Source organism: Idiomarina sp. MD25a (assembly GCF_001870515.1).
In the GTDB taxonomy this organism is placed as follows: Bacteria; Pseudomonadota; Gammaproteobacteria; order Enterobacterales; family Alteromonadaceae; genus Idiomarina.
On record NZ_MDGT01000003.1, the window covers coordinates 400,299 to 425,237 of the forward strand.

The 24,939-nt window shown below is 47.9% G+C and carries 25 protein-coding genes; 11 read left to right on the top strand and 14 right to left on the bottom strand.

Annotated features, from left to right (window positions below; all coding sequences use genetic code 11):
* Positions 1-54 precede the first annotated feature (54 nt).
* The gene (locus BFR57_RS06010; RefSeq protein ID WP_071463116.1) at positions 55-1,812 is read right to left on the bottom strand and encodes a DUF885 family protein; all 1,758 of its coding nucleotides are present in this window, start codon (positions 1,810-1,812) and stop codon (positions 55-57) included.
* 108 nt (positions 1,813-1,920) lie between these two features.
* Between BFR57_RS06010 and BFR57_RS06015 the strand changes: the two genes are divergently transcribed.
* Positions 1,921-2,856 carry a Dyp-type peroxidase gene (locus BFR57_RS06015; RefSeq protein WP_071463117.1) on the top strand — a complete coding sequence of 312 codons (936 nt, stop codon included), beginning with the start codon at positions 1,921-1,923 and terminating at the stop codon, positions 2,854-2,856.
* Positions 2,857-2,859: 3 nt separating this feature from the next.
* On the opposite strand, the gene argR is transcribed toward BFR57_RS06015, so the two are convergent.
* The gene (argR, locus tag BFR57_RS06020) at positions 2,860-3,339 is read right to left on the bottom strand and encodes a transcriptional regulator ArgR (protein ID WP_071463118.1); all 480 of its coding nucleotides are present in this window, start codon (positions 3,337-3,339) and stop codon (positions 2,860-2,862) included.
* A gap of 122 nt (positions 3,340-3,461) precedes the next feature.
* Here argR and mdh point away from each other — a divergent pair, with 122 nt between their 5' ends.
* On the top strand, positions 3,462-4,394 hold the full coding sequence (gene mdh / locus BFR57_RS06025) for a malate dehydrogenase (protein ID WP_071463119.1): 933 nt from the start codon (positions 3,462-3,464) through the stop codon (positions 4,392-4,394).
* Between the two features lie 72 nt (positions 4,395-4,466).
* Here the strand turns inward: mdh and ispB are convergent, their stop codons facing one another.
* Complete coding sequence (gene ispB / locus BFR57_RS06030) at positions 4,467-5,438, bottom strand: octaprenyl diphosphate synthase (protein ID WP_071463856.1); 972 nt, start codon at positions 5,436-5,438, stop codon at positions 4,467-4,469.
* A gap of 216 nt (positions 5,439-5,654) precedes the next feature.
* On the opposite strand from ispB, the gene rplU reads away from it, so the two are divergent.
* From rplU to BFR57_RS06070, 8 genes are all read left to right on the top strand, one after another.
* Positions 5,655-5,966, top strand: a complete 312-nt coding sequence (rplU, locus tag BFR57_RS06035) for a 50S ribosomal protein L21 (RefSeq protein WP_006956702.1) — start codon at positions 5,655-5,657, stop codon at positions 5,964-5,966.
* Between the two features lie 18 nt (positions 5,967-5,984).
* Positions 5,985-6,242 (top strand): 50S ribosomal protein L27, encoded by a 258-nt coding sequence (rpmA, locus tag BFR57_RS06040; RefSeq protein ID WP_006956701.1) that lies wholly within the window; start codon positions 5,985-5,987, stop codon positions 6,240-6,242.
* A 104-nt stretch (positions 6,243-6,346) separates the two neighbouring features.
* The gene (gene cgtA, locus BFR57_RS06045; RefSeq protein WP_071463120.1) at positions 6,347-7,510 is read left to right on the top strand and encodes an Obg family GTPase CgtA; all 1,164 of its coding nucleotides are present in this window, start codon (positions 6,347-6,349) and stop codon (positions 7,508-7,510) included.
* A gap of 22 nt (positions 7,511-7,532) precedes the next feature.
* Positions 7,533-8,033, top strand: a complete 501-nt coding sequence (gene folA / locus BFR57_RS06050; RefSeq protein ID WP_071463121.1) for a type 3 dihydrofolate reductase — start codon at positions 7,533-7,535, stop codon at positions 8,031-8,033.
* Between the two features lie 114 nt (positions 8,034-8,147).
* Positions 8,148-8,525 (top strand): DUF3718 domain-containing protein, encoded by a 378-nt coding sequence (locus BFR57_RS06055; RefSeq protein ID WP_071463122.1) that lies wholly within the window; start codon positions 8,148-8,150, stop codon positions 8,523-8,525.
* 142 nt (positions 8,526-8,667) lie between these two features.
* Entirely contained in the window at positions 8,668-10,170 is a 1,503-nt protein-coding gene (locus BFR57_RS06060; RefSeq protein WP_071463123.1) for an alpha/beta hydrolase, read from the top strand.
* A gap of 1 nt (position 10,171) precedes the next feature.
* On the top strand, positions 10,172-10,906 hold the full coding sequence (locus BFR57_RS06065) for an ATP-binding cassette domain-containing protein (protein ID WP_071463124.1): 735 nt from the start codon (positions 10,172-10,174) through the stop codon (positions 10,904-10,906).
* Positions 10,906-12,051, top strand: a complete 1,146-nt coding sequence (locus tag BFR57_RS06070; RefSeq protein WP_071463125.1) for an ABC transporter permease subunit — start codon at positions 10,906-10,908, stop codon at positions 12,049-12,051. Before BFR57_RS06065 ends, BFR57_RS06070 begins: the two co-directional genes overlap by 1 nt.
* Positions 12,052-12,064: 13 nt before the next feature.
* Here the strand turns inward: BFR57_RS06070 and BFR57_RS06075 are convergent, their stop codons facing one another.
* The 7 genes from BFR57_RS06075 to folE2 form a co-directional block, all read right to left on the bottom strand.
* A complete protein-coding gene (locus tag BFR57_RS06075) occupies positions 12,065-13,387 on the bottom strand; it encodes an FAD-binding oxidoreductase (RefSeq protein WP_071463126.1) in 1,323 nt (440 codons plus the stop codon).
* Between the two features lie 3 nt (positions 13,388-13,390).
* Positions 13,391-13,975: a GNAT family N-acetyltransferase gene (locus BFR57_RS06080; protein WP_253183609.1), complete on the bottom strand. Its 585-nt coding sequence runs from the start codon at positions 13,973-13,975 to the stop codon at positions 13,391-13,393.
* Positions 13,975-15,360 carry an adenosylhomocysteinase gene (gene ahcY, locus BFR57_RS06085; RefSeq protein WP_071463127.1) on the bottom strand — a complete coding sequence of 462 codons (1,386 nt, stop codon included), beginning with the start codon at positions 15,358-15,360 and terminating at the stop codon, positions 13,975-13,977. The genes BFR57_RS06080 and ahcY overlap by 1 nt, the downstream gene beginning before the upstream one ends.
* Positions 15,361-15,395: 35 nt before the next feature.
* Positions 15,396-16,400, bottom strand: coding sequence for an adenosine kinase (locus BFR57_RS06090; protein WP_071463128.1), 1,005 nt, complete (start codon positions 16,398-16,400; stop codon positions 15,396-15,398).
* A 49-nt stretch (positions 16,401-16,449) separates the two neighbouring features.
* Positions 16,450-17,400 carry a cobalamin biosynthesis protein gene (locus BFR57_RS06095; RefSeq protein WP_071463129.1) on the bottom strand — a complete coding sequence of 317 codons (951 nt, stop codon included), beginning with the start codon at positions 17,398-17,400 and terminating at the stop codon, positions 16,450-16,452.
* Between the two features lie 24 nt (positions 17,401-17,424).
* The gene (locus tag BFR57_RS06100) at positions 17,425-18,012 is read right to left on the bottom strand and encodes a DUF2726 domain-containing protein (protein WP_083405054.1); all 588 of its coding nucleotides are present in this window, start codon (positions 18,010-18,012) and stop codon (positions 17,425-17,427) included.
* Between the two features lie 123 nt (positions 18,013-18,135).
* Positions 18,136-19,062, bottom strand: a complete 927-nt coding sequence (gene folE2 / locus BFR57_RS06105) for a GTP cyclohydrolase FolE2 (protein ID WP_071463130.1) — start codon at positions 19,060-19,062, stop codon at positions 18,136-18,138.
* A gap of 188 nt (positions 19,063-19,250) precedes the next feature.
* On the opposite strand from folE2, the gene BFR57_RS06110 reads away from it, so the two are divergent.
* The gene (locus BFR57_RS06110; RefSeq protein ID WP_071463131.1) at positions 19,251-19,604 is read left to right on the top strand and encodes an Hpt domain-containing protein; all 354 of its coding nucleotides are present in this window, start codon (positions 19,251-19,253) and stop codon (positions 19,602-19,604) included.
* Here BFR57_RS06110 and arcA read toward each other — a convergent pair.
* The 4 genes from arcA to BFR57_RS06130 form a co-directional block, all read right to left on the bottom strand.
* Positions 19,598-20,320 carry a two-component system response regulator ArcA gene (arcA, locus tag BFR57_RS06115; protein ID WP_071463132.1) on the bottom strand — a complete coding sequence of 241 codons (723 nt, stop codon included), beginning with the start codon at positions 20,318-20,320 and terminating at the stop codon, positions 19,598-19,600. The two genes, BFR57_RS06110 and arcA, sit on opposite strands and share 7 nt — an antisense overlap.
* Positions 20,321-20,433: 113 nt before the next feature.
* Positions 20,434-22,053, bottom strand: a complete 1,620-nt coding sequence (locus tag BFR57_RS06120; RefSeq protein WP_071463133.1) for a HAMP domain-containing histidine kinase — start codon at positions 22,051-22,053, stop codon at positions 20,434-20,436.
* 106 nt (positions 22,054-22,159) lie between these two features.
* Entirely contained in the window at positions 22,160-23,179 is a 1,020-nt protein-coding gene (locus BFR57_RS06125) for a methyltransferase (protein ID WP_071463134.1), read from the bottom strand.
* A gap of 3 nt (positions 23,180-23,182) precedes the next feature.
* The gene (locus tag BFR57_RS06130) at positions 23,183-24,886 is read right to left on the bottom strand and encodes a DUF342 domain-containing protein (RefSeq protein WP_071463135.1); all 1,704 of its coding nucleotides are present in this window, start codon (positions 24,884-24,886) and stop codon (positions 23,183-23,185) included.
* Positions 24,887-24,939 lie beyond the last annotated feature (53 nt).

The following is a 24,939-nucleotide window of genomic DNA, read 5'->3' on the forward strand; positions in this document are numbered from 1 at the left end:
ATAAAAAAAGGCTTGCCAATACGGCAAGCCTTTTTTATCTACCAGTCGTCTTGGTTATGCCGACTTTTGTTCTGCAATCCATTGATTAATATGCTGTTCTAATACATCCAGTGGCACACTGCCGTTCTCGAGTATCGCATCGTGGAACTCGCGTAGATCAAAGTCACTACCAAGCTCGTCTTCTGCTTGTTTGCGCAGTGCTTTAATTTTTAATTCGCCTAGCTTATAAGACAGTGCCTGAGCGGGCCAAGTGATATAGCGATCAATTTCAGTTTTCACGTTATGTAACGATAGCGCTGTGTTGCTCGCCATAAAGTCAATCGCACGCTCACGGCTCCAGCCCATGGCATGCATACCCGTATCCACTACTAAACGAGCTGCACGCCACATTTCATAGCTTAAGCGACCAAAGTTGCTGTATGGGTCTTGATAAAAACCAGCTTCTAAACCTAAATATTCAGAGTACAAGCCCCAGCCTTCACCAAAGGCGGAAATATAGGTTTGCTGACGATACTCCGGTACATTTTCCATCTCGCCGGCGATAGCATTCTGCAAATGGTGACCTGGCACGGCCTCATGTAAGGTCAATGCGGGAATTTGGTACAAGGGACGACGGTCCAGTGCATAAGTATTAACCCAATAATAGCCCGCTTGGTCAGCCCGGTTTGAGCCTTTATAACGACCGGTTGTGTATTTCGGAGCGATCTCGTCCGGTACCGGTGCAATACCATAAGGTTTACGCGGTAACGTTTTGAATAAGCCAGGTAACTTTCCATCCATCTGCTTCGCAACTAACGCAGCCGTTTGCAGCAGCTCTTCCGGTGTGTCCGCATAAAACTGGTCATCGGTACGCAAGAATTCAACGAACTCATCGAAATCACCGTCAAAGCCTGATTCAGCGATCACTTCGTCCATTTCCGCACGAATACGCTTAACTTCGCTCAACCCAATTTGGTGGATTTCTTCGGCGCTCATATCGGTTGTGGTGTAATGCTCGATGCGATTCTTATAAAACGCCTTGCCGTTAGGTAAGTCGTATGCGCCGATAGAATCACGTGAGTTCGGCAAGTACTCGGTGACCATAAAAGTAAAGTAGTCATCGTAAGCGGGCATAATCTGGTTATCGATGACGGTACGCGCTTGTTGTTGCAACTCAGTCCAAGTGGCATCATCGATAAAGCGCGGTTGTTGTTTGAACGGGTCAAAATAAACGCTTTGCTCAGGATCTTGCACAATATAAGCAAGGATACTTTCTTCAAATCCTTCCATCGCGGCTTTAGGTTGCGTGTAGCCTTCCTCTATTGCCTTACGTAGCCAGTCAGTTTGCTGCGTCATATAACGCTGGACAGTAGCCAACTTACTGAGATAGTCGCGGTAGTCCTGAGTCGATTCAAAGCGCGTATAGCCCGGCATAAATGCGAGTGACGAATGAAACGAGCCCTCTGCTGTGAGTGGCATATAGTGGGCATTAAAGCGATACTCGTCTACGCTATTCTTTAACGAGTACTTGATCATGGCGTGGTTAATGCGGTCTTGTGTACTGAGTTGGCTTACATCAATAGCGTTCAACTGTGCTAACCAGTCGGCGTGCTTTTTGTAACGCGCTTGCAACGCATCCGGCGACATGTCGGGTAGTGCTGTTTTATGACTGGCGGACAAATCGTCCCATATCGTATTAGCGAGCGAATGAAATGATTGTGTAACCGAAGTTTGCTGACTGACCGCATTCGTTTCGGCATTAGGTGACGTGTGCGGTTGAGTTGCACATGATACCAGCGACATGATGCTGGCGGCTAAAATCAACTGGCGCATGATTTTGTCCTTGCGATTCTGTGTAATTTACAGGCATTCTATAATGCCTGCAGTTCCGATGAATGTAAAAATAACTAAAATAACGTTTAACTGGAACGGAGATACACTTTGTTAAAAGCGCAATCCGGAATTTGTGACGAGCCTAATCTACATGGGCTGAGTCTGTTTTGCCATGTTATGACCGATGATGTGGATGTCATGCGTCGCAAAATTGCTCGTATTCCATCGATTATCGATGAACTCAGTGACCGTTTCTCTGAGGCGATGCTCAATGGCTTTATCGCGGTAGGGAGTGAGTATTGGGATATTCTGTATCCCGACCGACGACCTGAGGGCTTTAATGGTTTTCCCGATTTACGTGAGGGCCACCGTGAAGCGCCCGAACAAGTGTATGATTTACTTATCAGCATCCGTTCTGATCGCTACGACGCTAATTATTTGGCGGCTCGTACGCTTAACGAATGGCTCGGTTACGATATTGAAATAGCCGAACATGTTCATAGCTTTCGTTATCTAGATGGTCGTGATCTGATGGGATTTATCGATGCGCCCGATAATCCTCGTGGCTTGCGCCGTCGCAGCGTAGCACTGGTCGAAAAACAACAAAGCGAGCAATTCGAACATAGTAGCTATCTATTCGTGCAAAAATTTAAGCACGACCTTAAGCGTTGGGATTACTTAGGCGCACAGCGGCAAGAGCAAATCGTCGGGCGTGACAAAGTCACGGCTGAAAAGTTGCCTGAAGCCGATATTGTCGGCGTCACCCATGCCAGCAAGGCGCGTTTGTTGGATAAAAATGAACAACCCATTCCATTGCTACGGCAAAATATGGCGTGGGGTGATACGCGAGAGCAAGGTATGTTAGCGATGTATTTTACGTGCCAGCCGAAGGCGGTAGTGAATTGGCTCAAGCAACGCTATCACGAAGACGACTCAAGCCAATACGATCCTTTACTCGATTACACACAAGCCATTGTTAATTCGGCATTTTTTGTACCGAGCCGTGCTTTTTTAAAGACCTCTGTGCAACCACAGACAGCTTAGCTTTTACTCTGCGTTATCGGGGACAACCGAGTGTGCTTCGAATAATGATTTTACTTTTTCTAAGGTAAAATCAATCTCAGAGACCTTTAACGGTGCGATAAAAATGGTGTCATCACCGGCAATGGTACCGAGTACGCCTTCCTTTTTACCGACCGAGTCGAGCAGCCGTGCTATCAGTTGTGCTGCACCGGGACTAGTGCGGATGATGACCATGACATCATTGTGCTGAATATCCAAAACAAGCTGGTTTAATGGTGCTTTGGCCGAGGGCACTGAGATTTCGGCCGGCAAACAATAAACCATCTCTTGTTTGGCATTACGAGTGCGTACCGCTCCATGTTTACTGAGCATGCGCGAGACCTTGGATTGACTGACATTACTAAAGCCTTGCTGCTTAAGTGCCTCAACGATTTCACCTTGTGAACCGTAGCGTTCTTCTTTCAATAATGCTTTAAATGCTGCCAGTAATTTTGCTTGTGTCATGCCCTTCGCCTAGATCAGTTTATTTGTATTTTAAGCCCTATTGGAGTACAGTTTTGCGCCATATCCGCATAACTATTCTATGCTTATGCAGTCACTAATCCAACATAAAAACGGAGTCTGAGATGAAAGTAGCCGTATTAGGGGCGGCCGGTGGTATCGGCCAGGCGTTATCTTTGTTGTTAAAAACTCAACTACCTGCGGGTTCTGAGCTGTCTTTATATGACGTTGCCCCAGTTGTTCCAGGTGTAGCCGTTGATCTGAGCCATATCCCAACTGACGTAAAAGTTACCGGTTATGGTAAAGATGATTTAGCGTCAGCACTTGTCGGTAGCGATATCGTTTTGATTCCAGCAGGTGTTCCTCGTAAGCCAGGTATGGATCGCTCTGACCTGTTCAATATGAACGCAGGCATCGTTAAGAATCTTGTCGAAGGTGTAGCAGATAACTGTCCAGACGCGTGCGTAGGTATCATCACTAACCCAGTGAACACCACCGTTCCGATTGCTGCTGAAGTGTTGAAGCAAAAGGGCGTCTACAATAAACAGAAGCTTTTCGGTGTAACCACACTCGACGTAATCCGCTCTGAAGCATTTGTTGCTGAACTGCGCGGTTTGAACCCTGCCAATGTTACTGTTCCAGTGATTGGCGGTCACAGCGGTACGACGATTCTGCCACTGTTGTCACAAGTTGAGGGTGTTGAGTTTACCGAACAAGAGATCAAAGATTTGACTCACCGTATCCAGAACGCGGGTACCGAAGTGGTTGAAGCAAAAGCGGGCGGCGGGTCTGCAACGTTGTCTATGGGTCAAGCAGCCGCTCGTTTCTGTCTATCACTGGTTAACGGCTTGCAAGGTCAAGACACTATCGAGTGCACTTACGTTGAAGGTCCAGGTGATAACGCGAAATTCTTCGCACAGCCAGTTCGCTTAGGCAAGAACGGTGCAGAAGAAATCTTATCTTATGGTAAGTTAAGCGCATTCGAACAGAAGTGCATGGACGACATGCTCGACGGTTTGAAAGGCGACATCCAGAAAGGTATCGACTTCGCATCGTAAACGCGGAGGCGAACAAAAAAACCGCATGCTGGCATGCGGTTTTTTTATGTCTGGCTTACGTGCTAAGCCTATTTATGCGACGCGATCAACCGCGAGATGAGTCAGCGCGATCAACGCTTGCTTGTATTCTGATTCAGGCAAAAAGACTAAACTCTCGCGCGCCTGTTGCGCCGCCTCAAGCGCTTTTTGACGAGTGTATTCGAGTGCGCCCGTGGCGTGCATAGCCGCAAGCACGGTTTCTAAGTGTTCGCGCCCATCACCTTGTTCGATGGCTTCTCGAATCAACTTGCGAGCAGCTTCATCACCATGCCACATAGCGTATAACAGTGGCAGTGTTGGTTTACCCTCCGCGAGATCATCGCCCGCGTTTTTGCCCATTGTTTCGCTATCAGACGTATAATCCATCAGATCGTCGACCAATTGGAACGCGGTGCCTAAATAGCGACCATAGTCAGCCAATTGTTCGGTCACTGTGCTGTCTTGTTCCGTGAGTATGCCGGCCAGTTGTGTCGCTGCCTCGAACAACTTCGCAGTTTTCCCATAAATAACGTCAAAATAGCGTGCCTCGGTGGTATCCGGGTCATTACAGTTCATTAACTGCAAAACCTCACCCTCTGCGATCACGTTCGTGGCATCCGCCAAAATGCTTAAAATCGTCATCGAGTCGAGCTGAACCATCATTTGGAACGCACGGGTATATAGAAAATCACCGACGAGTACCGAGGCTTCATTACCAAATACCGCGTTAGCGGTCTTGCGACCACGCCGCAATTCCGACTCATCAACGACATCGTCATGCAACAATGTTGCGGTGTGAATGAATTCGATAATAGTCGCAAGCGAGAGGTGAGCGCGGCCTTCATAGCCGAGTGCACGACACGAAAGAACAGCAAGTAGGGGACGTAAACGCTTGCCGCCACTATTCACGATATACATGCCGAGTTGGTTAATCAGCGCGACATCAGAGCTCAACTGTTCGCCAATGAGCGCGTTAACGCCTTGCATGTCGTTATGTGCGAGATCGTTAATGGACTTCAGATCCATCATAATATGAAATGCTTTACGTAAATTTAACGGAGATTGGATGTTACAATATATGAGCGCGTGTTACTAGCCATTGGCGGTGGAGATGGACAAGCTAAACAAAGGTCATGCGAAGTTGATAAAGAAAGCCAGAAATGACTTGCGATCCTTTTGTTTATTCAGTAGAATTCGCGACCTATTTTAAATTCGAGTGCCTAATGGGCAGTGGAGATTACTATGTACGCAGTATTCCAAAGTGGCGGTAAGCAGCACCGTGTGACTGAAGGCCAAATCGTCCGCCTGGAAAAACTGGAAGCAGCTACCGGAGACGTAGTTGAGTTCGACCAGGTTCTTATGGTTTCTGACGGTAACGATGTAAAAATCGGTGCGCCGTTAGTATCAGGTGGCAAAGTGACAGCTGAGATCGTTGATCACGGTCGTGGCGACAAAGTGAAGATCGTTAAATTCCGTCGTCGTAAGCATTCACGTAAGCAACAAGGTCACCGTCAGTGGTTCACAGAAGTGAAAATCACTGGTATCAACAGCTAATTTAAGGAGTAACGACACATGGCACACAAAAAGGCTGGTGGTTCTACTAAAAACGGTCGTGACTCAGAGAGTAAACGTCTGGGTGTTAAGCGTTTCGGTGGTGAGTCTGTATTGGCAGGCAACATCCTAGTTCGTCAACGTGGTACTAAATTCCACGCTGGTAGCAACGTAGGCATGGGTAAAGATCACACCTTATTCGCGACCGCGGAAGGTAAAGTTTCTTTCGAAACTAAAGGCAGCAAAAACCGTAAATTTATCAGTGTAATCACTGACTAATTACAGCTGTCCTAAAAGATTTGAAAAGCCCTGCCTTTACGGCAGGGCTTTTTCATATGTGCTAACCTTAGTATCCTCAAGAATTGTTCTAAAAGAAGTCGCTCATGAAATTCGTAGATGAAGTAGAAATCCGTGTGGAAGCCGGTGATGGTGGTAATGGCTGTATCAGCTTTCGCCGTGAAAAATACATTCCCAAAGGTGGCCCCGATGGTGGCGACGGCGGAGATGGCGGCGATGTCTATTTAGAAGCCGACGAAAACCTCAACACCCTTATTGATTATCGTTTTGAGCGCTTTCACCGTGCTGAACGTGGTCAAAACGGAATGAGTAAAAATTGTACGGGTAAGCGGGGTGAAGATATTACCTTAAAAGTGCCCCCTGGTACGCGTGCGAAAGATATTGATACGGGTGAGGTGATCGGGGATTTAACACGCCACGGTCAGCGCATCATCGTGGCGAAAGGTGGCTTTCATGGGCTAGGTAACACGCGTTTTAAAAGCAGTGTTAACCGTGCGCCACGACAAAAGACCAATGGCACCCCGGGTGAAGTGAGACAACTACAACTGGAACTGATGTTGTTGGCTGATGTAGGTCTATTAGGCATGCCTAATGCAGGTAAATCGACCTTTATCCGTTCGGTATCTGCCGCAAAACCTAAAGTTGCCGACTACCCATTCACCACATTAGTACCTAATTTAGGTGTGGTGCGACCAGCCGCCCATCACAGCTTTGTCATTGCTGACATTCCTGGCTTGATTGAAGGAGCGGCTGAAGGTGCTGGCTTAGGTATTCAGTTCTTGAAGCACCTAGAACGTTGCCGTCTACTATTGCACCTTGTCGACTTGGCACCGTTTGATGAAAGCGATCCTGTTGAACAAGCACGCATCATCATTGAGGAGCTCGAAAAATACAGTCCCAAATTAGCCGATAAACCACGTTGGTTGGTTATCAATAAAGTTGATTTAGTGCTTGAAGAAGAGCGTCAAGAATTAGTCGATGATTTAGTTGAGCGACTCGGATGGGAAGGTCCGGTGTATCAAATAGCTGCATTAGAAGGCCGCAACACGCAGCAGTTATGTCATGATGTGGTTGAGTATATCGACACCTTGCCGTCGCCTCATGAGGAGGCCCAAAAAGCGCAAGAGGAAGAAACCGTCGACTTTAAGTGGGACACATACCACGATGAAGTCCTTGAAGAGTATCAAGACGACGATCTCGATGATGATGATGACGACGACCACGGTGTCGAAGTCGTTTACCAAAAATAAAACCGTGTACAAGGGCGACGCAATGAAAATTTCACTGGTAGCGGCCATGGCAAATAATCGTGTGATTGGAAAAGATAATGCGATGCCTTGGCATATTCCGAGCGAGCTGAAATATTTCAAAAAGATTACATTGGGTAAGCCAATTGTTATGGGTCGCAGAACTTTTGAGTCCTTGGGACGGCCCTTGCCGGGACGCAAAAATATTGTACTTTCTACCCAACCTCGTCAGCATCAAAGCCCCGATGATGGCGTGGTTTGGGTGAGTAATGTCGAGCAAGCAATCGCCGCTGCCGGTGATGTTGAAGAGCTCATGGTCATTGGTGGTGGAAAAATTTATAAACTTTTTTTTCCTTACAGTGATCGGCTATATGTTACCGATATCGAACTTGATGTTGAGGGCGATACCCACTTTCCTGATTATCAAAAAAATCAGAACTGGCAAGAACTTGAGCGGCAATATGTTGCCGCGCCCAATGCCAAAACACCTGCATATACTACCCGTATTCTCGACCGTAAAAGTTAATAAACTGTTGTTCAATCAATAAATTACCTTAACATGCGTGATTGAATGAACGTTAATTTCATAGTATTATTCGCGGCGAAAAATTGAACAGTTGTAAGTGATGGGGGTCACACAATGAAATCATTTATCTTAGGTTCTTTGATCGCGGCAACAGCAGTTGCTGGCGTATCTTTCAGTCAGCCAGCTAAAGCACAAAACGAACTCGCGTTGAGCCTATGCACATACGTACAAGGCGATGACACCATGCGCCTACGCAAGAAATTACGTGATTCACGTGTTCGCATGCGTGACGTATACTCGGGCATCCAGTGTAACGGTCAGTCGCTTCTGCAATTTGCAATGACAAATGGCTCAAACGAAATTGGTACCTTCATGGTTGGTCGTCTTTCTGTTGACGATTTAGCAAGCTCTGGAGATTACCAGTGGGCACAGCAAAATGGTCACGGCGGTTCGCCTATCGCCGCTGCGATTAAAGAGCGTGCCGGTTTATAAACGCAGCTGTAAATAGATTGCAAAGGGCCTCCACATTGGGGGCCTTTTTTGTTTTTGTTAACAAACTGTTTCCATTCTTCTGTTGCTAAAACATGGTGATGGGACGAAAATAACTGCTTATCGCTTTTTTTAGGACATTTTCATGAACTTAGGTAATGAAAGTCGGCCGAGTACTCAATTGGGGTCGCGTTTAGTAGGGGTGCTTTTGGCTGCTGGTTTGAGCGTATTCAGCGCAATGACCAACGCACAGGATAAAGCAGAGCCGGCTGATAAAGACCAAGGCTGTTTCATTAAAGGGTTCTCTGAACGCTTAGCGTGCGGCTTTATTGCGGTCCCCGAAAACTATGAGCGACCCGATGCGAAGCAAATCAGTATTCATTACGCAATCATTCCTTCGATTCAAGAGAACGCACAACCCGATCCGCTATTGATTTTAGCAGGCGGACCAGGTCAGGCCGCTACCGAGCTTGCGCCGATGATTGCCCGCATATTTGCCGATGTTAGAAAGCAGCGCGACATCGTGTTAATTGACCAACGCGGTACAGGTAAAAGTAACCCGCTATCTTGCGACGTTAATCGCCCCGATGAATTAGTTCGCTCAGACGATGAGCAGGCACTTGATGAAGTTGCAGCAGAGTGTCTTGCACAGTATCCCGATGTTGATGTTGCACAGTACAATACGCCAAATGCAATTCGCGATTTTGAACGTGTTCGTGAAGCATTAAATGTCGAGCAATGGAACCTTTATGGTGGGTCGTATGGCAGCCGAGTTGGCCTCAAGTATTTGCAGCAAGCGCCTAACGCGGTTCGTACGGCAACCCTTGACGCGGTTGCTCCACCGCAAGTGGTCATCGGCCCATTTGGGTTTAATGGCAGTTTAGCATTTGAGAATATGCTACAAGACTGCCAACAACAGCAATCGTGCGCACAACGGTTTCCCAACCTTAAACAGGATTATGAGCAGGTAATGCAATCGCTTGGGCAGCAAAGCGTACTGCTCGACACACAGGATCCGCTATCAGCAGAAGCGATTCAAATTCGTCTGACACCAGGAAGGTTTAGTTCCGTGGTCCGTCTTGCGCTCTATAACCCCGCCACACGTCAGCTATTACCGTATGCCATTAGTGAGGCACGCGCTACCAACTATAAACCTATTTTAGGGTTGATGGGCGGCACCACTACAGCAGTACAAAATTCTATTTACTTAGGGCTGATGCTGTCGGTGGTATGTCGTGAAGACTTACCACGCGCGACTGAGAGCTTGTTACAGCAGGACGCCAACAACGAGTTTATTGGTGGTAAAACAGGCCAAGCTTTCGTCGACTTATGCCAGGGCTGGCAAACAACCCCGGCGCCGAGCGCTTTTGCGCAACCGGTTGAAAGCGAAAAGCCCGTCTTACTCCTATCCGGCACGCAAGATCCGGTCACACCACCACGCTGGGCGGATATCGCTGCACGGACCTTGCCGAATAGCGTACACGTGGTGGCACCATACGCAGGGCATACCATTGCGGGACACACTTGTGCCAACAAAATCGTTGCACAATTTGTCCGCAAGGGGAGTGTCGAAGCATTAGATACTCAATGTGTAAAGCAAAGGAAGCTGGCACCTTTTGTGCTGAATGCCAACGGAGAGGGCCTTTGACATGATTGAAGTAAAGTCGATAAGTAAGTCTTTTAAGACAGTGAACGCGCTGAGCGAGCTGACGTTTGCTGCGCGCGATGGCGAGATAACGGGATTGTTAGGACCCAATGGCGCCGGCAAGACGACCTGCCTCCGTATTATTTATGGACTCCTTCGTGCCGATTCGGGTGAAGCATTGATCGAACGCGTTGATGCTAATAAATATCCTTTAAAGGCACGCAGCAACTTAGGGATCTTTCCTGATAAATTCGGTCTTTATGAACGTTTAACGGTCCGCGAACAAATACGTTATTTTGGTGAGCTGCATGGGTTGAAAGGCGGTACGCTGGAGAAGAACGTGCAATCGGTCATCGAGCGGCTCGACATTGCTACACTTGCCGACCGAAAATCAGCGGGCTTTTCTCAGGGGCAACGCATGAAGGTTGCCTTGGCTCAAGCGTTGGTGCATGACCCTAAACATCTGATTTTAGATGAGCCCAGTCGCGGTCTTGATGTCATGAGTACGCGGATTCTACGTGATATTTTACGAGAGCAACGGGCAGCAGGCACCTGCATTTTATTCTCGAGTCACGTCATGCAAGAGGTGGCTGCATTGTGCGACCGAGTGGTGGTTATGGCCGGTGGAAAAGTTGCAGCTGAGGGGACGCCGGATGAATTGTGCCAGTTAACCGGTGAAACCGCCCTTGAAGATGCGTTCGTTAAGATTATTGGCAGTGACGAGGGGATAGCAGCCTAATGAGCGCTTACAAAACGATATGGAAAAAAGAGTTCAAGGATGCGCTCCGCGATAAGCGTTCAGTACTTGCGGCAATGTCGTATGCTTTCTTTGGCCCGATGCTGATGGCTGTTGCATTTTTCTTTTTGATTAGCCAATTGACCGATCCGAGCGACGTCAAAATAAGCATTGAGGGTAAGCAGTACGCACCTGAGCTCGTCGAACACCTGCGTGAGAACGGTATCGTGGAACGCGAAACCGATTGGCCGGCTGAAGTGACACCCATCGAACTCTCGATTCCAGAAAATTGGGCTGAAGCCATTGCCTCCGCCACGCCCATAGCGGTGACATTGCGCGCTGACTGGTCGGCACAGAAACAGCAAACCGATGTTAAGCGTGTCGAGCAGGCACTGCAAGCGTACTCCGCTCAGATAGCTAATTACCGACTAATTTTAAGGGGCATTGACCCGCGCGTTATACAACCTGTTCAAGTAGCAAAGCAAGACATGGCGACGCGGGGCTCTAAAGCTGCAATCATTATGGGCAGTGTGCTGGTGTTTATCTTACTTTCGGTATTCTGGTCGGGTATGAATGTGGCGATCGATATTAGTGCTGGAGAGCGCGAACGTAATTCGCTTGAGTTTTTATTATCCCAGCCAGTGAGTTCGCAGGCGATCGTCATTGGTAAGGTGCTTGCCGCCTCCTGCTTCGCGTTATTTGGAGCCATGCTGTCGCTGATCCTTATTCCTGTGATATTTAGTTTTGTGCCGCTCCATCAAATTGGCATGAGTGTTGATTTCAGTTTAGAGATGTTGTTAATCATGTTTTTGGCATTAGTGCCATTGGCATTGCTAGCAACGAGTCTGCAACTATTTGTGTCTTTTCGAGCGAAGAGCTTTAAAGAAGCGCAAACGTATATTAGTTTTCTGCTGATAATCCCGATGGCGGCGTCGTTCGGTGTCGAGTTTGCTCGTCTAAAAACGCCATTGCTTTACTATTTGCCGTTAACGGGGCAGCACCAAACTTTCTTATCATTAATCCGTGGTGAGGCAGTGAATTGGTTGGGTACAGGAGTGAGTGCGGTATTCACATTGCTAGTTGCAGTACTATTAACCTATTTAATCGGACGTATGCTAAAGAGCGAAAAAACCGTGTTTGGACTATAAGCATTGTGGGGTGTTAGCCCCACATATCGCGTAGCCGTCCGTAATGATAAAACGCCCACTGTCCAATACGACGAAAGCCGGCAAAGGGAAACGGTTTAAGGTTCGACTGATAATACGGCAGTGCTGGTAACGGCACACCGCAGGCCTTTTCCGCTAGCCTTTTACCCGCTAAAGCGCTAAAACTAACGCCCGCGCCACAGTATCCCATGCTGGCAAAAACATTGTTGTCGAGTTGCATGACGCGCGGATAATCATCCAAAGACACACTGACCCAACCGCTCCAAAAGTCATCCCAATGGGTGATGTCCTTTAATGCCGGGAAACTGGCGTGAAGGGCGGCGAGTAGACGTTTAGCGTAGCGAGGACTCTCGGCATGGGCGCCTCGAATCGCACCACGACCACCGAATAATAGTCGACCGTCTGGCAGTAAGCGAAAGTAATATTTAAGTACGCGCGTGTCCATGTAAGCGTAGTCGTCTTTGAGCCCCGTCGCAGCGAGTTGAGCGCGACTGAGTGGTGGCGTAACAATGACGCTAGAAACGACGGGCAGATTACGTCGTGCAAGTCCAGGGAACAGCTTTTGTGTAGTGTAGGCATTAGTGGCAAAGAGTACATCACGCGCGACGATTTCGCCTCGTGCTGTGTGTACCCGCCAGCCCTCATCCGAACGCTGCATAGCGATCGCCGCACAGTGCTCTACTAGCTGTGCGCCTGCTTGATGAGCTTGGCGAGCGACGCTAGCGGCTAGCTTTACTGGATTGATAGCAAAGCAATCATCGAACTTCAGACCCGCAAAGCCATGTTGTGTCTTGATGGTATCGGCAACCTGCTGTCTATCGAGCCACGTCACCGGCTGTTGAATCGAACGCAGGAATTGGTACTGCGCGCTCAGGGCTTTAACCGCCCCTTTATTATGTGCCAACTTGACGTAGCCACCTTCGCGCAGGTCACATTGATCGGGGCAGTGCTGGACATGCGCTCTGATCCGCTCCAGAGCGAGTTGATGTTCGTTCGCCACTGCGTAGCCGACATCCTTACCTAAACTATCGTGCCAGTGCTTCAAGCCGAGCCGACCGGTACTTTTCATGACAAAGCCAGCATTACGGCTTGAACACCCCCAAGCTAATTGCTCAGCATCGATGACAGTGACATCACGTCCCTGTGCACGAAGTTCAATCGCTGCATTTAACCCTGTATAGCCGCCACCAATGACGAGTGCATCAGTCGTTTTAGGCAGCTGATTTAAACTCGCTGGCCACTCGACTGAATGACCTGCCCAGTAACCTGCACGTGGTGCTGCCTTGGGTAGTTCGGTGTCATTAAGCGGATCGTACATGGACTACAGCCGCTCAGATGAAAAATAGAGTATCATTTCACCTGCTTTACAGTAGCAAGTACCATCGCATACGGGGCAATAATAGCCATCCTCAATAGAGGCTTGATACCAACGTTTAGCATGCGTGGTTATTAGTTCACCACCACACGCACTGAAGTAGCCATAAGCGCTGTTGTTCGGGCTTTGCATCCATATATGTGCGAGCCCCGCTTCACAACCTAGCTTTTTGGCAGCTTCAATACTGGCTGACAGCAGCTTTTTACCGACGCCCAAGCCACGGGCACTCTCGGCAACAGCAGCACATTTGAAATAGCAAATATGCTCTGGTGATACCTGCCATGCGGCTGGCGTGCATGCATCATCGATAGGCCACTGTCCCGGCGCTACCGTAAGCCGAACGCCGAGCACTTCGCCCGCCTTTTCGGCCAAAAACGAAAGGTTGATATCATCCGCTATGCCGGCATTGAGTAGCGCCGCGAGAGATTCCTCATTCAGATAGTTATCGCCGTGAACTTCGTTTGCCAAACTAATAACGGCCGCTGAATCAGCGGCCGTTATCGGGCGAATAGTTAATTCGTCTTGCATCATTAGTAACGATACTCATCAGTTTTGAATGGACCTTCGACCTCAACGTGGATGTAATCAGCTTGCTGTTGAGTCAAGCGCGTGATCACACCACCGAAGCCTTGCACCATGTAGCGTGCAACCTCTTCGTCAAGCTGTTTAGGCAAGACTTCAACACGCAAGTATTCTTTTTGCTGCTCAATCGACATGTCGGCAAATTTCTGCTGGAACAAGTGCATTTGTGCGAGCACCTGGTTGGCAAAAGAGCCATCCATAATACGGCTAGGGTGGCCCGTTGCATTACCCAAGTTCACTAAGCGACCTTCAGCCAGCAACAATAAGTAATCATTGTCATCGTCAGAGCGATAGATCTTGTGAACCTGTGGCTTAATTTCTTCCCAGCGCCAGTTTTTCCGCATGAACGCGGTATCGATTTCGTTATCGAAGTGGCCAATGTTACATACCACGGCGGTTGACTTAATCGCTGCTAACATGTGGCGGTCACAAACGTTCACGTTACCTGTCGTGGTAACCAATAAGTCGATGTTACCCAACAACGCTTTATTGATGGTGCTACCGTCGTCACTATTGACGCCGTCAATGTATGGCGAGACAACTTCATAACCGTCCATACACGCCTGCATCGCACAAATTGGATCAATTTCTGTGACTTTAACAATCATGCCTTCTTGGCGTAAGCTCGCGGCCGAACCTTTACCCACGTCACCATAGCCAATGACCAAGGCTTTTTTGCCCGACATTAAGTGGTCGGTAGAACGCTTAATGGCATCATTCAATGAATGACGGCAGCCGTATTTGTTGTCGTTTTTCGACTTAGTTACTGAGTCGTTAACATTAATAGCGGGTACACGCAGAGTGCCTTGCTTGAGCATATCGAGTAAGCGGTGAACGCCCGTTGTGGTTTCCTCGGTAATACCGTGGATCTTCTCCAACATTTCTGGGAATTGCTCGTGGATCATCAGCGTCAAGTCGCCGCCATCATCCAAAATCATATTTGCATCCCAAAGCTCGCCATCTTTCTTGCAGGTTTGTTCTAGGCACCACTCGTATTCTTCTTCTGTCTCGCCTTTCCAAGCAAAGACTGGAACGCCGGCTGCAGCAATGGCCGCGGCTGCGTGGTCTTGAGTTGAGAAGATATTGCAAGAAGACCAGCGCACGTCCGCACCGAGTTCAACCAAAGTTTCGATAAGTACAGCCGTCTGAATGGTCATGTGGATACAACCAATAATACGGGCGCCTTTAAGCGGCTTCTCATCCGCATATTTACGACGAATAGTCATCAATGCAGGCATTTCAGATTCGGCAATCGCAATTTCCTTGCGGCCCCAGTCGGCGAGGCTAATATCTGCCACTTTAAAGTCGGTGAACTTAGGATCGTTTAAACTCATAATGCTACCGTTATCCTTTGCATAAAAAATGGGTGTTAAGCGTAGCTTAGCAGCTTTTCCAAAAGTTGCTGTTGACGCTCTTTGCTCAAGCGCGCGCCGAATTCAGTCACAAGCTCCGCCGCAGCCAAACTGGCGAGTCGACCGGCTTGCTCAAGCTGCATATCTTGAGTAATACCGTACAGCATCGCACCTGCGAACATATCGCCTGCGCCGTTAGTGTCGACCGCTTGAACAGGAACGCCTGGAATGTGGATCTGACGTTCAGCATCAGCAATTAACGCACCTTCTTTACCGAGTGTGATAGCAACGGTCGATGCGCAGTTTAATAAACGTTGTGCAGCGGCGTGTGGATCCGTTTCACCGGTTAAAAGTTCTGCTTCTTCTTTGTTACAGAACATCAAGTCGACACCGCCATCAAGGATTTCATCAATACCATCGCGGAAGTATTTAACCATCGCGGGATCGGAACAGGTCATGACAATCTTTGTGTCATTTTCGCGCGCAATGCGTTTTGCTTCAGCGATAGCCTTACGTGCGATTTCAGAAGTAATTAAGTAACCTTCGATGTAGAGGTATTTCGCTGCCGCAATTGCGTCCGGATGGAGCTCATTGGTAGATAAATCAGCTGTAATACCCAGGTGTGTGCGCATGGTGCGTTCTGCATCGGGAGTTACCATCACCAAACACCGACCTGTAGTGCCATCATTATCTTGGCTGGTGAGGTTAGTCTGAATGCCGACATGCTCAAGGTCACGCTGGTAAAAATCGCCCGCTTCGTCGTTAGCGACTTTACAGCAATAAAAAGCAGAGCCACCAAACTGTGCGAAGGCGACCAGTGAGTTAGCCGCAGAACCACCGCCACATTGCTTTTTAAGTTCACCCATTGTGCTGAGTTCGGCGATCAGTTTGTTCTGATCGTCTTCCTCAATGAGTGCCATCATGCCTTTTTCCAAATGGTGTTTGGCTAGGAAGTCTTCACTGACTTCAAATTCCTGATCGACGAGTGCGTTGCCGATGCCAATTACATCAATGGTTTTCATAATTACTTTCGGTTGCTTATTAGGGCGCACAGTATATACGAACTCGACCTCAGGGTCGATAAATGAACAATAGCAAACACAGAAAAACCTGCACGATAACCACGATGTCGAGCCAAATCCCTGTTAAATCGCGTTTTTGCAGTAGTTTTTGGGTGGCGGAGGGGCCATCAAAGCGGGTCCGAGCTATGCGCTTTTGTTGGTATTTCTGCGGGCCCCCTAAACTAACACGATGCAGTCGACTCAGCACATCGAGCCAGAGAAACGCCCCGATCGACATACCATGACCTTGGCGGACCGGCGTTGCTGGGCGCGATCTTGCAAACCACGCCAGAGGCATTAATAGGAGCGCTGGAACAAACAAAGTGAGGGTCTCGATAGTGCTATACAACCACTGTGAAGACACACCAAAGAAGCGATACCGAGGCGCCGTTTGTGGCCATAAATGATAACACTCAATAATTAAGCGAACGCCCAGCGCGGCGGCTGAACCGGCTACATACCAAGTGATAAGCGGTGCCAGCACGTTAACCAGAAGTATGCGTAGTCGAACTTCTAAAATCGCCTTAGCTAAACCAAGTGGACTTAACTGCTCGCAATCATAGGCAACAAAGCGACTGACAATAGCGCGTGCGGCACGTTTTTGCCCCTTGTTGAGTGCGCGAGCGGCGAGCTTTGTAAGGTCAAAGGTCCGTTTATATTTTAACGCAAACCATAGCCATATCGCCGCAGTGAGTTGATGTAACTCGGCGCTCATTTGAATAACGATTACAGGTGTCAGACAGATGACTAACAATAAGCCCAATAATAAGGTGCCGGCAATTGTTTGCTGTGTCGCGCCGTGCTCTGGATGGCATACTTTGTCTGTCAGAAATTTGGCAAATAGACGAAATACGGCTAACGGGTGCCAGTGTTCCGGTAACGAAAAAAAGCGCTCGAGAATGAGCGCTAATGTTGCAAGTACGATGGGGTGGTAAAACCACTGCAGGTATTGAGTGTCCATTACCGCAGTTTTACAGAGTCTACCTTAAGCTGCAATAGGCGATTCTTCGCTTTGTTTTCCGTTGTGAGTGGCCGTTTGCGGCTGCGCTTTGTTGCCGCCCGGGACGGCCGCCTTAATATGCTCTGCTTGCTGGATCTTGGCGTGAATGTACTGATTTAGCTCAGCAACTCGGTAACCTGGCTGCGCTTTAAAGCGCAGAAATGGAAGGCCCGCGGCCGCTAACGCATTCTTTAAAAACAGGTTACGCTTTTGTTGGTTCAGTTGTGGCGATGCAGGTTCAAGTTCAATAACCGCCTTAATTTCCATCGTCTCAATGTCACACAGTACATAGTCAAGAATACGATGGCTCGCTTTAGTTTGCGCATCCTTTTGAGCGGCGCGAGATAGGCCGCTTTTGACCGCTACGATATCGCTTAGACGCACTTTGGTGAAGATTCTAAAATCGTCACTGACGGCTTTATCAAGTAAGGTAAGGAACTGTGCTTCTTGAGCCGAACAAAACGTGACATCTTTCATCTTATATGGATAAGGCACGTAGCTTTCCGACATACGGCTAGCAATAACAGCCACAGCGATTAATACACCAACGAACAATAAAAGAATAATTTCCATCGTGACACCTCAACAAAAGTTTGACGGATGATTTGTTGAGGTATGTGTTGCAACTAGTGTGCCAAAAATAAAAAAGCTTGGCGATTTGCCAAGCTTTCTAAAACATCTCAGTTGGTACTGAAATTACGAGCTGTAACCACCTTTAATGCCTTTCGTGGTGACACTGACAGCGTCGTGCGCATGCAGCGACTCGTAATGATTTACGCGAACCCAGAAGTCTTCAAAAATAGGCATCTGGTTGAGCTTGTGTTGTAGACGGCGAGATGCGTCCTCACAGAACATCAAGTTTTGTCCATTAAGGCGAGCAAACTCTTGTTCATCTTCGCGTTTAACCGCGGCTTGAACCGGTGTTTTAAGCGCATCTTCGATGGCATCCACGAGCGCCACAATGGGGAACTCTTCGACGCTATCGCTTAGAGCAACCTTAACTTGCGCTGTTGAGCGCTGGCTATGCGGCGTTGCAACGATACCCTCTGTACTACCTAACCATTGATGAATGGTCGCTTTATCAACGCTATCCTGACCAGCAAACTTTTCGTCAAACGCTTCCTGAATAAGCTGACGAGCCAAAGCGGCTGAACAAGGGCAGGTTGATGAATAAGGTACATCGACGGCTAGCTCTAGGTTTAAATGACCTTCGTCGTAACGGCCGGTTAAACTGACTGGATAAGCCTTCCAACCTTTTTTGCGACTAATCAATGACTCACGGCGTAAATGATAGTCAAAATCGAATTTTATAAATGCACGGTCGCTGATGTCTTGATGGCTCTCAATAAAGTCGCGCAACAATTGCTTCAGGGACGCATGACTTAATTCACCCTCAGTCGATAGCTGATCTAAAAGAAGATAAAGGCGAGACATGTGAATGCCTTTAGCTTTTGGATCTTTTAGGTTAACAAAAGCTTCAACGTGAGCTGCAACAGGACGCTCGGAAGCATCAGACGCTGCAACCATAATAGGTACTTCGATATTGCTCATGCCAACCCAATCCAAGGTCCCTTCAGTCTGGGCCTGCGTTTGGTTAGCTACATCGGGCATACTGTTCGGCATTCGTTTGGAACTCCGCTCTTTCTTCAATTTATCAAGCATAAACTTCAAGTCCAGTAGTATATCTTAGATAGGGGGATCATTTCATTCCCGAAGCTAAAAATTAATCAAATAAAACCGATTAAAGGTATCGGTTGACTCAATGTACGATTACGCACAGGATAAGGTTTTAGATTTAGAATGGATAAGATATGACAAATTCTGATGTACTCGATACCGAATTGCTGCAGCAATATTATCAGTCGCTGGGCAAAGAGGGCTTAGAGCTAAGCCTGCAAACCTTTGACAAGGTTATTCAAGGGTATGCGAGTTTACTCCATGAGGCTGCTAAGAATAAAGACGAGGCCGCTTTGCGTTCGCAAGCGCACAAGGTGAAGGGTGCCTGCCGTTCTGTGGGACTCAAGTCACTTGCGGTTTACATGGAAGATTTAGAGAAAAAGCAATGGGACTGGCCTAAAGCCGAACAGTGGTTGGTAAATTGGGCTGACAGCGTGATCCCACACCGCCAGCAAATTCAAGCTTGGCTAGAGCAACAGTCTCACTGAGACTCTTGCTCAACCTCACCAATAAAGCGGTAGCCTTCACCGTGAATAGTCGTGATTAGATTAGGCGTTTCAGGGTGCGATTCAAAGTGACGACGAATACGACGAATCGCAACGTCAACCGTACGGTCATTTGGACGTAACTCACGATCCAACATACGCTTTACTAAAGTTTCGCGGTCAAGAATGCGACCTGGGTTCGTCAGAAACAGTTCCAATGCGCGATATTCGCTCTTAGGTAATCTGAACATCTGATTATCAGGTGAGTAGAGACACCGGCTATCACTGTTTAGACGCCAACCGTGAAAGTTGAACTGAACACTGTCGTTATCCACGGGGCTGCTCGAACGTGAGGACTCAATGCGGCGGCATAAGTTGCGCACACGAATTGTAAGCTCTTTCGGATTGTAAGGTTTGATCAGATAATCATCTGCGCCGAGTTCTAGGGCAAGTAAACGATCATCTTCACTGTCTCTTCCGGTTAAGAAGATAAGGCCAATATTATCTCGTTCGCGTAAAGACTCTGCGAGCTCTAAACCGTTTTTACCCGGTAAGTTAACGTCCATAATAACGACGTCAATACGCTCTTGGCGCATGATATTTTCCATCTGCAAGCCGTCAGCAGCGTCAAATACTTCATAGCCTTCTTGCTGAAAGAGTCGCGTTAATGTTTGGCGAGTAACCACCTCATCTTCAACAATTAAAAGTCTGGCGTTCATAAAGCAGTGCGTTCCTAGCAATTAGTTCGAGTGACGAATTGAAAAGTACTGAATACAGTCCTATTGATGCCACATTATGACTTTTGTTCAAAAATTTTCAACAAAAACCCAGATTAAGTTTGATTTTCGCACGATTTAACAGGAAAACGAACAATAAATTCGACTCCGTGATTAAGCTCGCTGAAAAAGTGTATTTGTCCCCCTAATACTTGAGTAACCAAGTTATAGACCAGATGCAAGCCTAAGCCACTGCCACCCGAACCTCGCTTTGTGGTAACAAAGGGGTCAAAAATTTTCTTACCAATATCATGAGGAACACCTCGACCATCGTCTCGGTAGGTTATTTCTAGTTCATCTTCGCGACGCTCAAATAAAATATCCACTTGACCTGCATCGCGATTATCAAAGCCATGCATCATTGAGTTAGTCACCAAGTTAATCAAGATCTGATTGAGGGGGCCCGGTTTAGTCACTACACAAAGCCCGGGTGCATACTCAATGTTAATTGGGAACTGCTCGGCATTTAGACGCCGTGGCTTCACGGAAATCAGCATGTCACGCGTGAATTGCTCAATATCAATGGCTCGATCAACCTCAGAAGACTGGTCAACCGCGACTTGCTTAAAGCTGGTTACCAAGTCCGCAGCACGATTTAAGTTGCGATAGATAATCGATAAGTTCTCATCACAATCCTCTAAAAAGCGTGCAAATTCATTTGTAGAAATGCGCTTCTCATCGAATTTCTCACGCATCACCGCTAGTTTATCTTGTAGCAGTGTTGATGCAGTTACTGAAAGTCCGATGGGAGTATTTACCTCATGCGCAACGCCAGCAACCATATCGCCGAGTGAAGCCATTTTTTCTGACTCAACTAACTGGCCTTGATATTTATGTAGCTGTTCAAGGGTGGTGAGTAGCTCTTGGTTCGATTCGCGCAACGCCTTAGTCCGTTGCGTCACTTGCTGTTCGAGTTCCGCATTCAGTTGGCTGGCTTCGCGCTCTGCCTTTTGTTGACGCAGAATATGATGCTGTACACGCTCAAGCATGATGTTGAGTGCATTGCCGAGCTCATTAAATTCGTTCACGCGAGACTCGGGTAGCCGCAGGCCATAGTCCTTATTGCGCGAAATCTGTGAAACGATATCAACAATGCGATCCAGCGGCTGACTCAGTATACGGCGTAGGCGCAAAGTCAGTAGCGCGCATATTAACAAGGTGAGCACGAACACAGTGCAGGCGACGGCCAACGAACGAAGCTTAAACAACCGCAACTCGTCGCTGCTGGCGCGTAAATAAACATAGCCGACAACCTGACCATCGAGTTGAATAGCCTGCGCAACCTCAATGTAATCAGCTTGTAAACGAGGTTCAGAAAGACGCTCTATTTGCGCAAACTTGGCTGGAATAGGTGCTAGCCCTTCTTTGTTATAACTTGAGAAAAAGCTTAGATCACCACTGACGGTGTCGATTTTATAAATATGGACATGTTGAATAAATTGATTGTTACTCAGTGTCGCCAGTCGCCGCTGTTCGGCTGTATTGTCGCTAAACGCCAAGTTTTGAACCGCGTGCACCGCTATCATACGGGCATCTGATTCACTGCGGTCTAAAAGTGCTTGGCGGTACTGACTGACCTGACTAAATAGATTGATACTGAAACCGATTGCCAAGGCGACAACGGTGATCAACAGTACAATGTAAATGAGGCCTCTTTTGAGCGAAATGGTCTGCATTATTATGACGCGTGGACGACTTTGTTATCTTGTTTAGTCTATGTTATCAAATGGTTAATGAGTGTGCATCCAAATCTATGCAAATTCAACGTGAAGAATTGTATATTCAACTTAAACGCTTGCTTCTTAAGACTTTAAATTTTCCATCGTCGGCGACCTCGAGGCAATGACCAAAAACGCGTTGGATATGCTCAGGCCAGGGTAAAAAGCGGTTAGCAACAATCATTAACTGACCGCCTTGACGCAATTGTTGATACGCATGTCGGATAAAGTGCTCGCCAATGTCGTAATCAGTGCGTAAGCCAGTATGAAAGGGGGGATTGCTGAGAATCCAGTCGAGTCCGCCAGCGTCTAGTTGCGGTAGACCGTCTGCTAGCATCACCTGACCTTCAATACCGAGCGCTTGCCAGTTCATCTGGGTACTGGCAATGGCCATTGGGTTAACATCCGAAGCAATGATCTCGACATCATACTTAAGTTTCACTAGACCACCGATCACACCACTGCCGCAGGCAAAGTCGAGCACCTTGCCTTGACACTCGTCGGGTATGTGTTCAAGCAATAATGCGGTGCCTGGGTCTAGTCGACCTTGACTGAATACCCCGGGCAGTGTGTTGAAATGCGCTTGGACACCACGCCAGTTAACTTCAAACGAGGGAGCTACCATGGGATAGTCTTGCGCCGCTTGTGATTCCAGTACCCGTGTTTCGAATAATTGGCAGTGGTTACCTGATGCTAGTTTTTTCGCTTTTACGTAGCCGACAGGTAATTTCTTTACCAAGCTCGTCACACCACCGCGCTTCTCGCCAACGATAAGAATAGCGGCATGGGGGGCTTGTTGAGCGATTTGTTGTAGCAACCACTGATTAAGTGCTTGCTCTTTCGCAACGACTAACAAAATGAGTTCGTAGTGCGCAAGCACCGGCGCTTTGGCTTGGCAGAGTCCGTGACTATAGTGTTGCACGTGTCCAACATGCAGACACCACGCATGTTCGAAAAAGGGCGCGAGCTGACTACCATCGGGATGTATTACAAGGCGTTTGTTGCGCGGCGTAGCGAGCCAACTGGCATCACTATGTCGACTGAGTAAGCGCGCAACAGCATCAGAGGTCGATTGAACGGCCATAAGCTATCGTAGGATATCCATTCTTAGTTCGTGATCTTTCAATAGTAACAGTGTACCACCCCGATGCTCTTTCATGCGGAGTTTTTTGCGCTCATGCTCTAATTGAACACCGGGAAACACCTCTTTTGCGGCGACAATTCTCAACGTAGGGTGGTTCTTTAATGAAGCGCGCATCACTTTAAGATCATTTTGTACGCCACGCATGCGATTGAGCTCATTGTGCGCCGCCGTGCGTAAGGATTGTTTGAGTGACTTTTGCTGTTCATTATTGGCCAGTGAATTGCAGCGCTGTAAGCCCAATTTAATGCGCTTCAAACTGTGGGTGGTCACGCGTAACTGACGGTATAAATCTGTTAAGGCTTGCACATCACTGGGCGTTGGCGGCGGCACCGAAAGCAAGAACCGTGTAAGTGTACCCGCACGAGCACCCAGTTGACCCGCCGAGACATTAGCACAGGTTTCAAAGGTACCTCCAATCACTTTACCGCGGGCACTGGTATCTTGACCGCCAATGAAGGCTTCTCCCGCACATTTAACGTGACAGTGCGTGAGTTGGCGATCGATGGTTAGTGATTGCTTACATTCTAAAAAAGCATATTGAGCATAGGCGCACCAAATCGAAGCACCCGCATCCATTTTTGAAGATAAGTGCGGGATGTAGGCTTCGTCGGCTTGCAGGCGCTCTTCATCTTCAGAGGATATATGACCAATACAGCCCTTACGCACAGTGATACTTCCACCTGCATAAAGTTGTGCAGAATCAACGTAGCCTGCGACCGTGATATCGCCGGTGCATTCGACACGCATACCTTCAGTGACATTACCTGTCACGATCACGCTGCCTTTAAACTTTACGTGACCCGTCGAGACATCCACGGTTTTCAACGTTAGCACATCGTCAACATTGGCCGAATTATGAGTAAACCAGGGCATGCCTGTTCGATCAGCTACAATTAGCATCGGGTCATTATCGGCGATGCGAGCGCCTTCGCCGGGCACCATTTCAGCATCTTCACCGTCGATGGCCTCAATCACATCGCCCTTTACAGTCGTGCCTTGACGGCCTCGGGTCGGTGGATGTTTTCTAAGTAGAGGGTCACCTTCAAGAACGGTAATTTGTTCGCCCAAATCACGCATATCGACCGTGCCATCTTCACGTTCTTGAGGCTGTAAAACACGTTGCCGAGCATCATCAACAAGCCGTTCAAACCAAGCATTCTCGCCATTTTTAGCGGTTACACCGCGTGCAATGGTGGCTTCGAAGTTACTTCCTGGCTCAACTTTGAGTGAGTGACTAATGACCTTATCGACCATTTTACGTTTAATACCCGCGACAACACCTGCGGCTTTTAATGCCTCTAAAATATCTTGTCGTTTGATGGGCTCGCCACCTCGGGCTGCGTCGCAACTAATAGTTGCTGTCATGTGGTCATCACTGATAACAACATACAACTGGGCATCTTCGAGCGTGGCTACGCGTTCATTGTAATGACTGGAGGAGGAATGTTCTTTGCCTTGCCATTGTAAGAAATTATTGGTGACTTGGTTAAAGGCGTTGTCATTTACCAGCAAAGCATCAGCAAAACGACTCATCTCAAAGGCCGTCTTAATCTTGCCCGCGTCGATACCGTCAGTCGATTTTAAAATACTGACGTAAACATCGTCGCCGGAGCGTTCGAACTGTATCGCTTTGTCGGACTCTGCCATAACACTTTATTCGAATGTCTATTGTTATTGTTATATCGGCAGATAATAACGAA

Excerpts from the sequence above, each read along its gene's own strand:
- BFR57_RS06110 (WP_071463131.1), top strand. The coding sequence starts at position 19,251 with ATGACAAATTCTGATGTACTCGATACCGAATTGCTGCAGCAATATTAT.
- argR (WP_071463118.1), bottom strand. The coding sequence starts at position 3,339 with ATGACACAAGCAAAATTACTGGCAGCATTTAAAGCATTATTGAAAGAA.
- BFR57_RS06060 (WP_071463123.1), top strand. The coding sequence starts at position 8,668 with ATGAACTTAGGTAATGAAAGTCGGCCGAGTACTCAATTGGGGTCGCGT.
- BFR57_RS06100 (WP_083405054.1), bottom strand. The coding sequence starts at position 18,012 with ATGGAAATTATTCTTTTATTGTTCGTTGGTGTATTAATCGCTGTGGCT.
- BFR57_RS06065 (WP_071463124.1), top strand. The coding sequence starts at position 10,172 with ATGATTGAAGTAAAGTCGATAAGTAAGTCTTTTAAGACAGTGAACGCG.
- BFR57_RS06070 (WP_071463125.1), top strand. The coding sequence starts at position 10,906 with ATGAGCGCTTACAAAACGATATGGAAAAAAGAGTTCAAGGATGCGCTC.
- rpmA (WP_006956701.1), top strand. The coding sequence starts at position 5,985 with ATGGCACACAAAAAGGCTGGTGGTTCTACTAAAAACGGTCGTGACTCA.
- BFR57_RS06075 (WP_071463126.1), bottom strand. The coding sequence starts at position 13,387 with ATGTACGATCCGCTTAATGACACCGAACTACCCAAGGCAGCACCACGT.
- BFR57_RS06090 (WP_071463128.1), bottom strand. The coding sequence starts at position 16,400 with ATGAAAACCATTGATGTAATTGGCATCGGCAACGCACTCGTCGATCAG.
- BFR57_RS06120 (WP_071463133.1), bottom strand. The coding sequence starts at position 22,053 with ATGCAGACCATTTCGCTCAAAAGAGGCCTCATTTACATTGTACTGTTG.
- cgtA (WP_071463120.1), top strand. The coding sequence starts at position 6,347 with ATGAAATTCGTAGATGAAGTAGAAATCCGTGTGGAAGCCGGTGATGGT.
- folA (WP_071463121.1), top strand. The coding sequence starts at position 7,533 with ATGAAAATTTCACTGGTAGCGGCCATGGCAAATAATCGTGTGATTGGA.
- mdh (WP_071463119.1), top strand. The coding sequence starts at position 3,462 with ATGAAAGTAGCCGTATTAGGGGCGGCCGGTGGTATCGGCCAGGCGTTA.
- rplU (WP_006956702.1), top strand. The coding sequence starts at position 5,655 with ATGTACGCAGTATTCCAAAGTGGCGGTAAGCAGCACCGTGTGACTGAA.
- BFR57_RS06080 (WP_253183609.1), bottom strand. The coding sequence starts at position 13,975 with ATGATGCAAGACGAATTAACTATTCGCCCGATAACGGCCGCTGATTCA.
- ispB (WP_071463856.1), bottom strand. The coding sequence starts at position 5,438 with ATGGATCTGAAGTCCATTAACGATCTCGCACATAACGACATGCAAGGC.
- BFR57_RS06055 (WP_071463122.1), top strand. The coding sequence starts at position 8,148 with ATGAAATCATTTATCTTAGGTTCTTTGATCGCGGCAACAGCAGTTGCT.
- folE2 (WP_071463130.1), bottom strand. The coding sequence starts at position 19,062 with ATGCCGAACAGTATGCCCGATGTAGCTAACCAAACGCAGGCCCAGACT.
- BFR57_RS06125 (WP_071463134.1), bottom strand. The coding sequence starts at position 23,179 with ATGGCCGTTCAATCGACCTCTGATGCTGTTGCGCGCTTACTCAGTCGA.
- BFR57_RS06010 (WP_071463116.1), bottom strand. The coding sequence starts at position 1,812 with ATGCGCCAGTTGATTTTAGCCGCCAGCATCATGTCGCTGGTATCATGT.
- ahcY (WP_071463127.1), bottom strand. The coding sequence starts at position 15,360 with ATGAGTTTAAACGATCCTAAGTTCACCGACTTTAAAGTGGCAGATATT.
- arcA (WP_071463132.1), bottom strand. The coding sequence starts at position 20,320 with ATGAACGCCAGACTTTTAATTGTTGAAGATGAGGTGGTTACTCGCCAA.
- BFR57_RS06095 (WP_071463129.1), bottom strand. The coding sequence starts at position 17,400 with ATGGACACTCAATACCTGCAGTGGTTTTACCACCCCATCGTACTTGCA.
- BFR57_RS06130 (WP_071463135.1), bottom strand. The coding sequence starts at position 24,886 with ATGGCAGAGTCCGACAAAGCGATACAGTTCGAACGCTCCGGCGACGAT.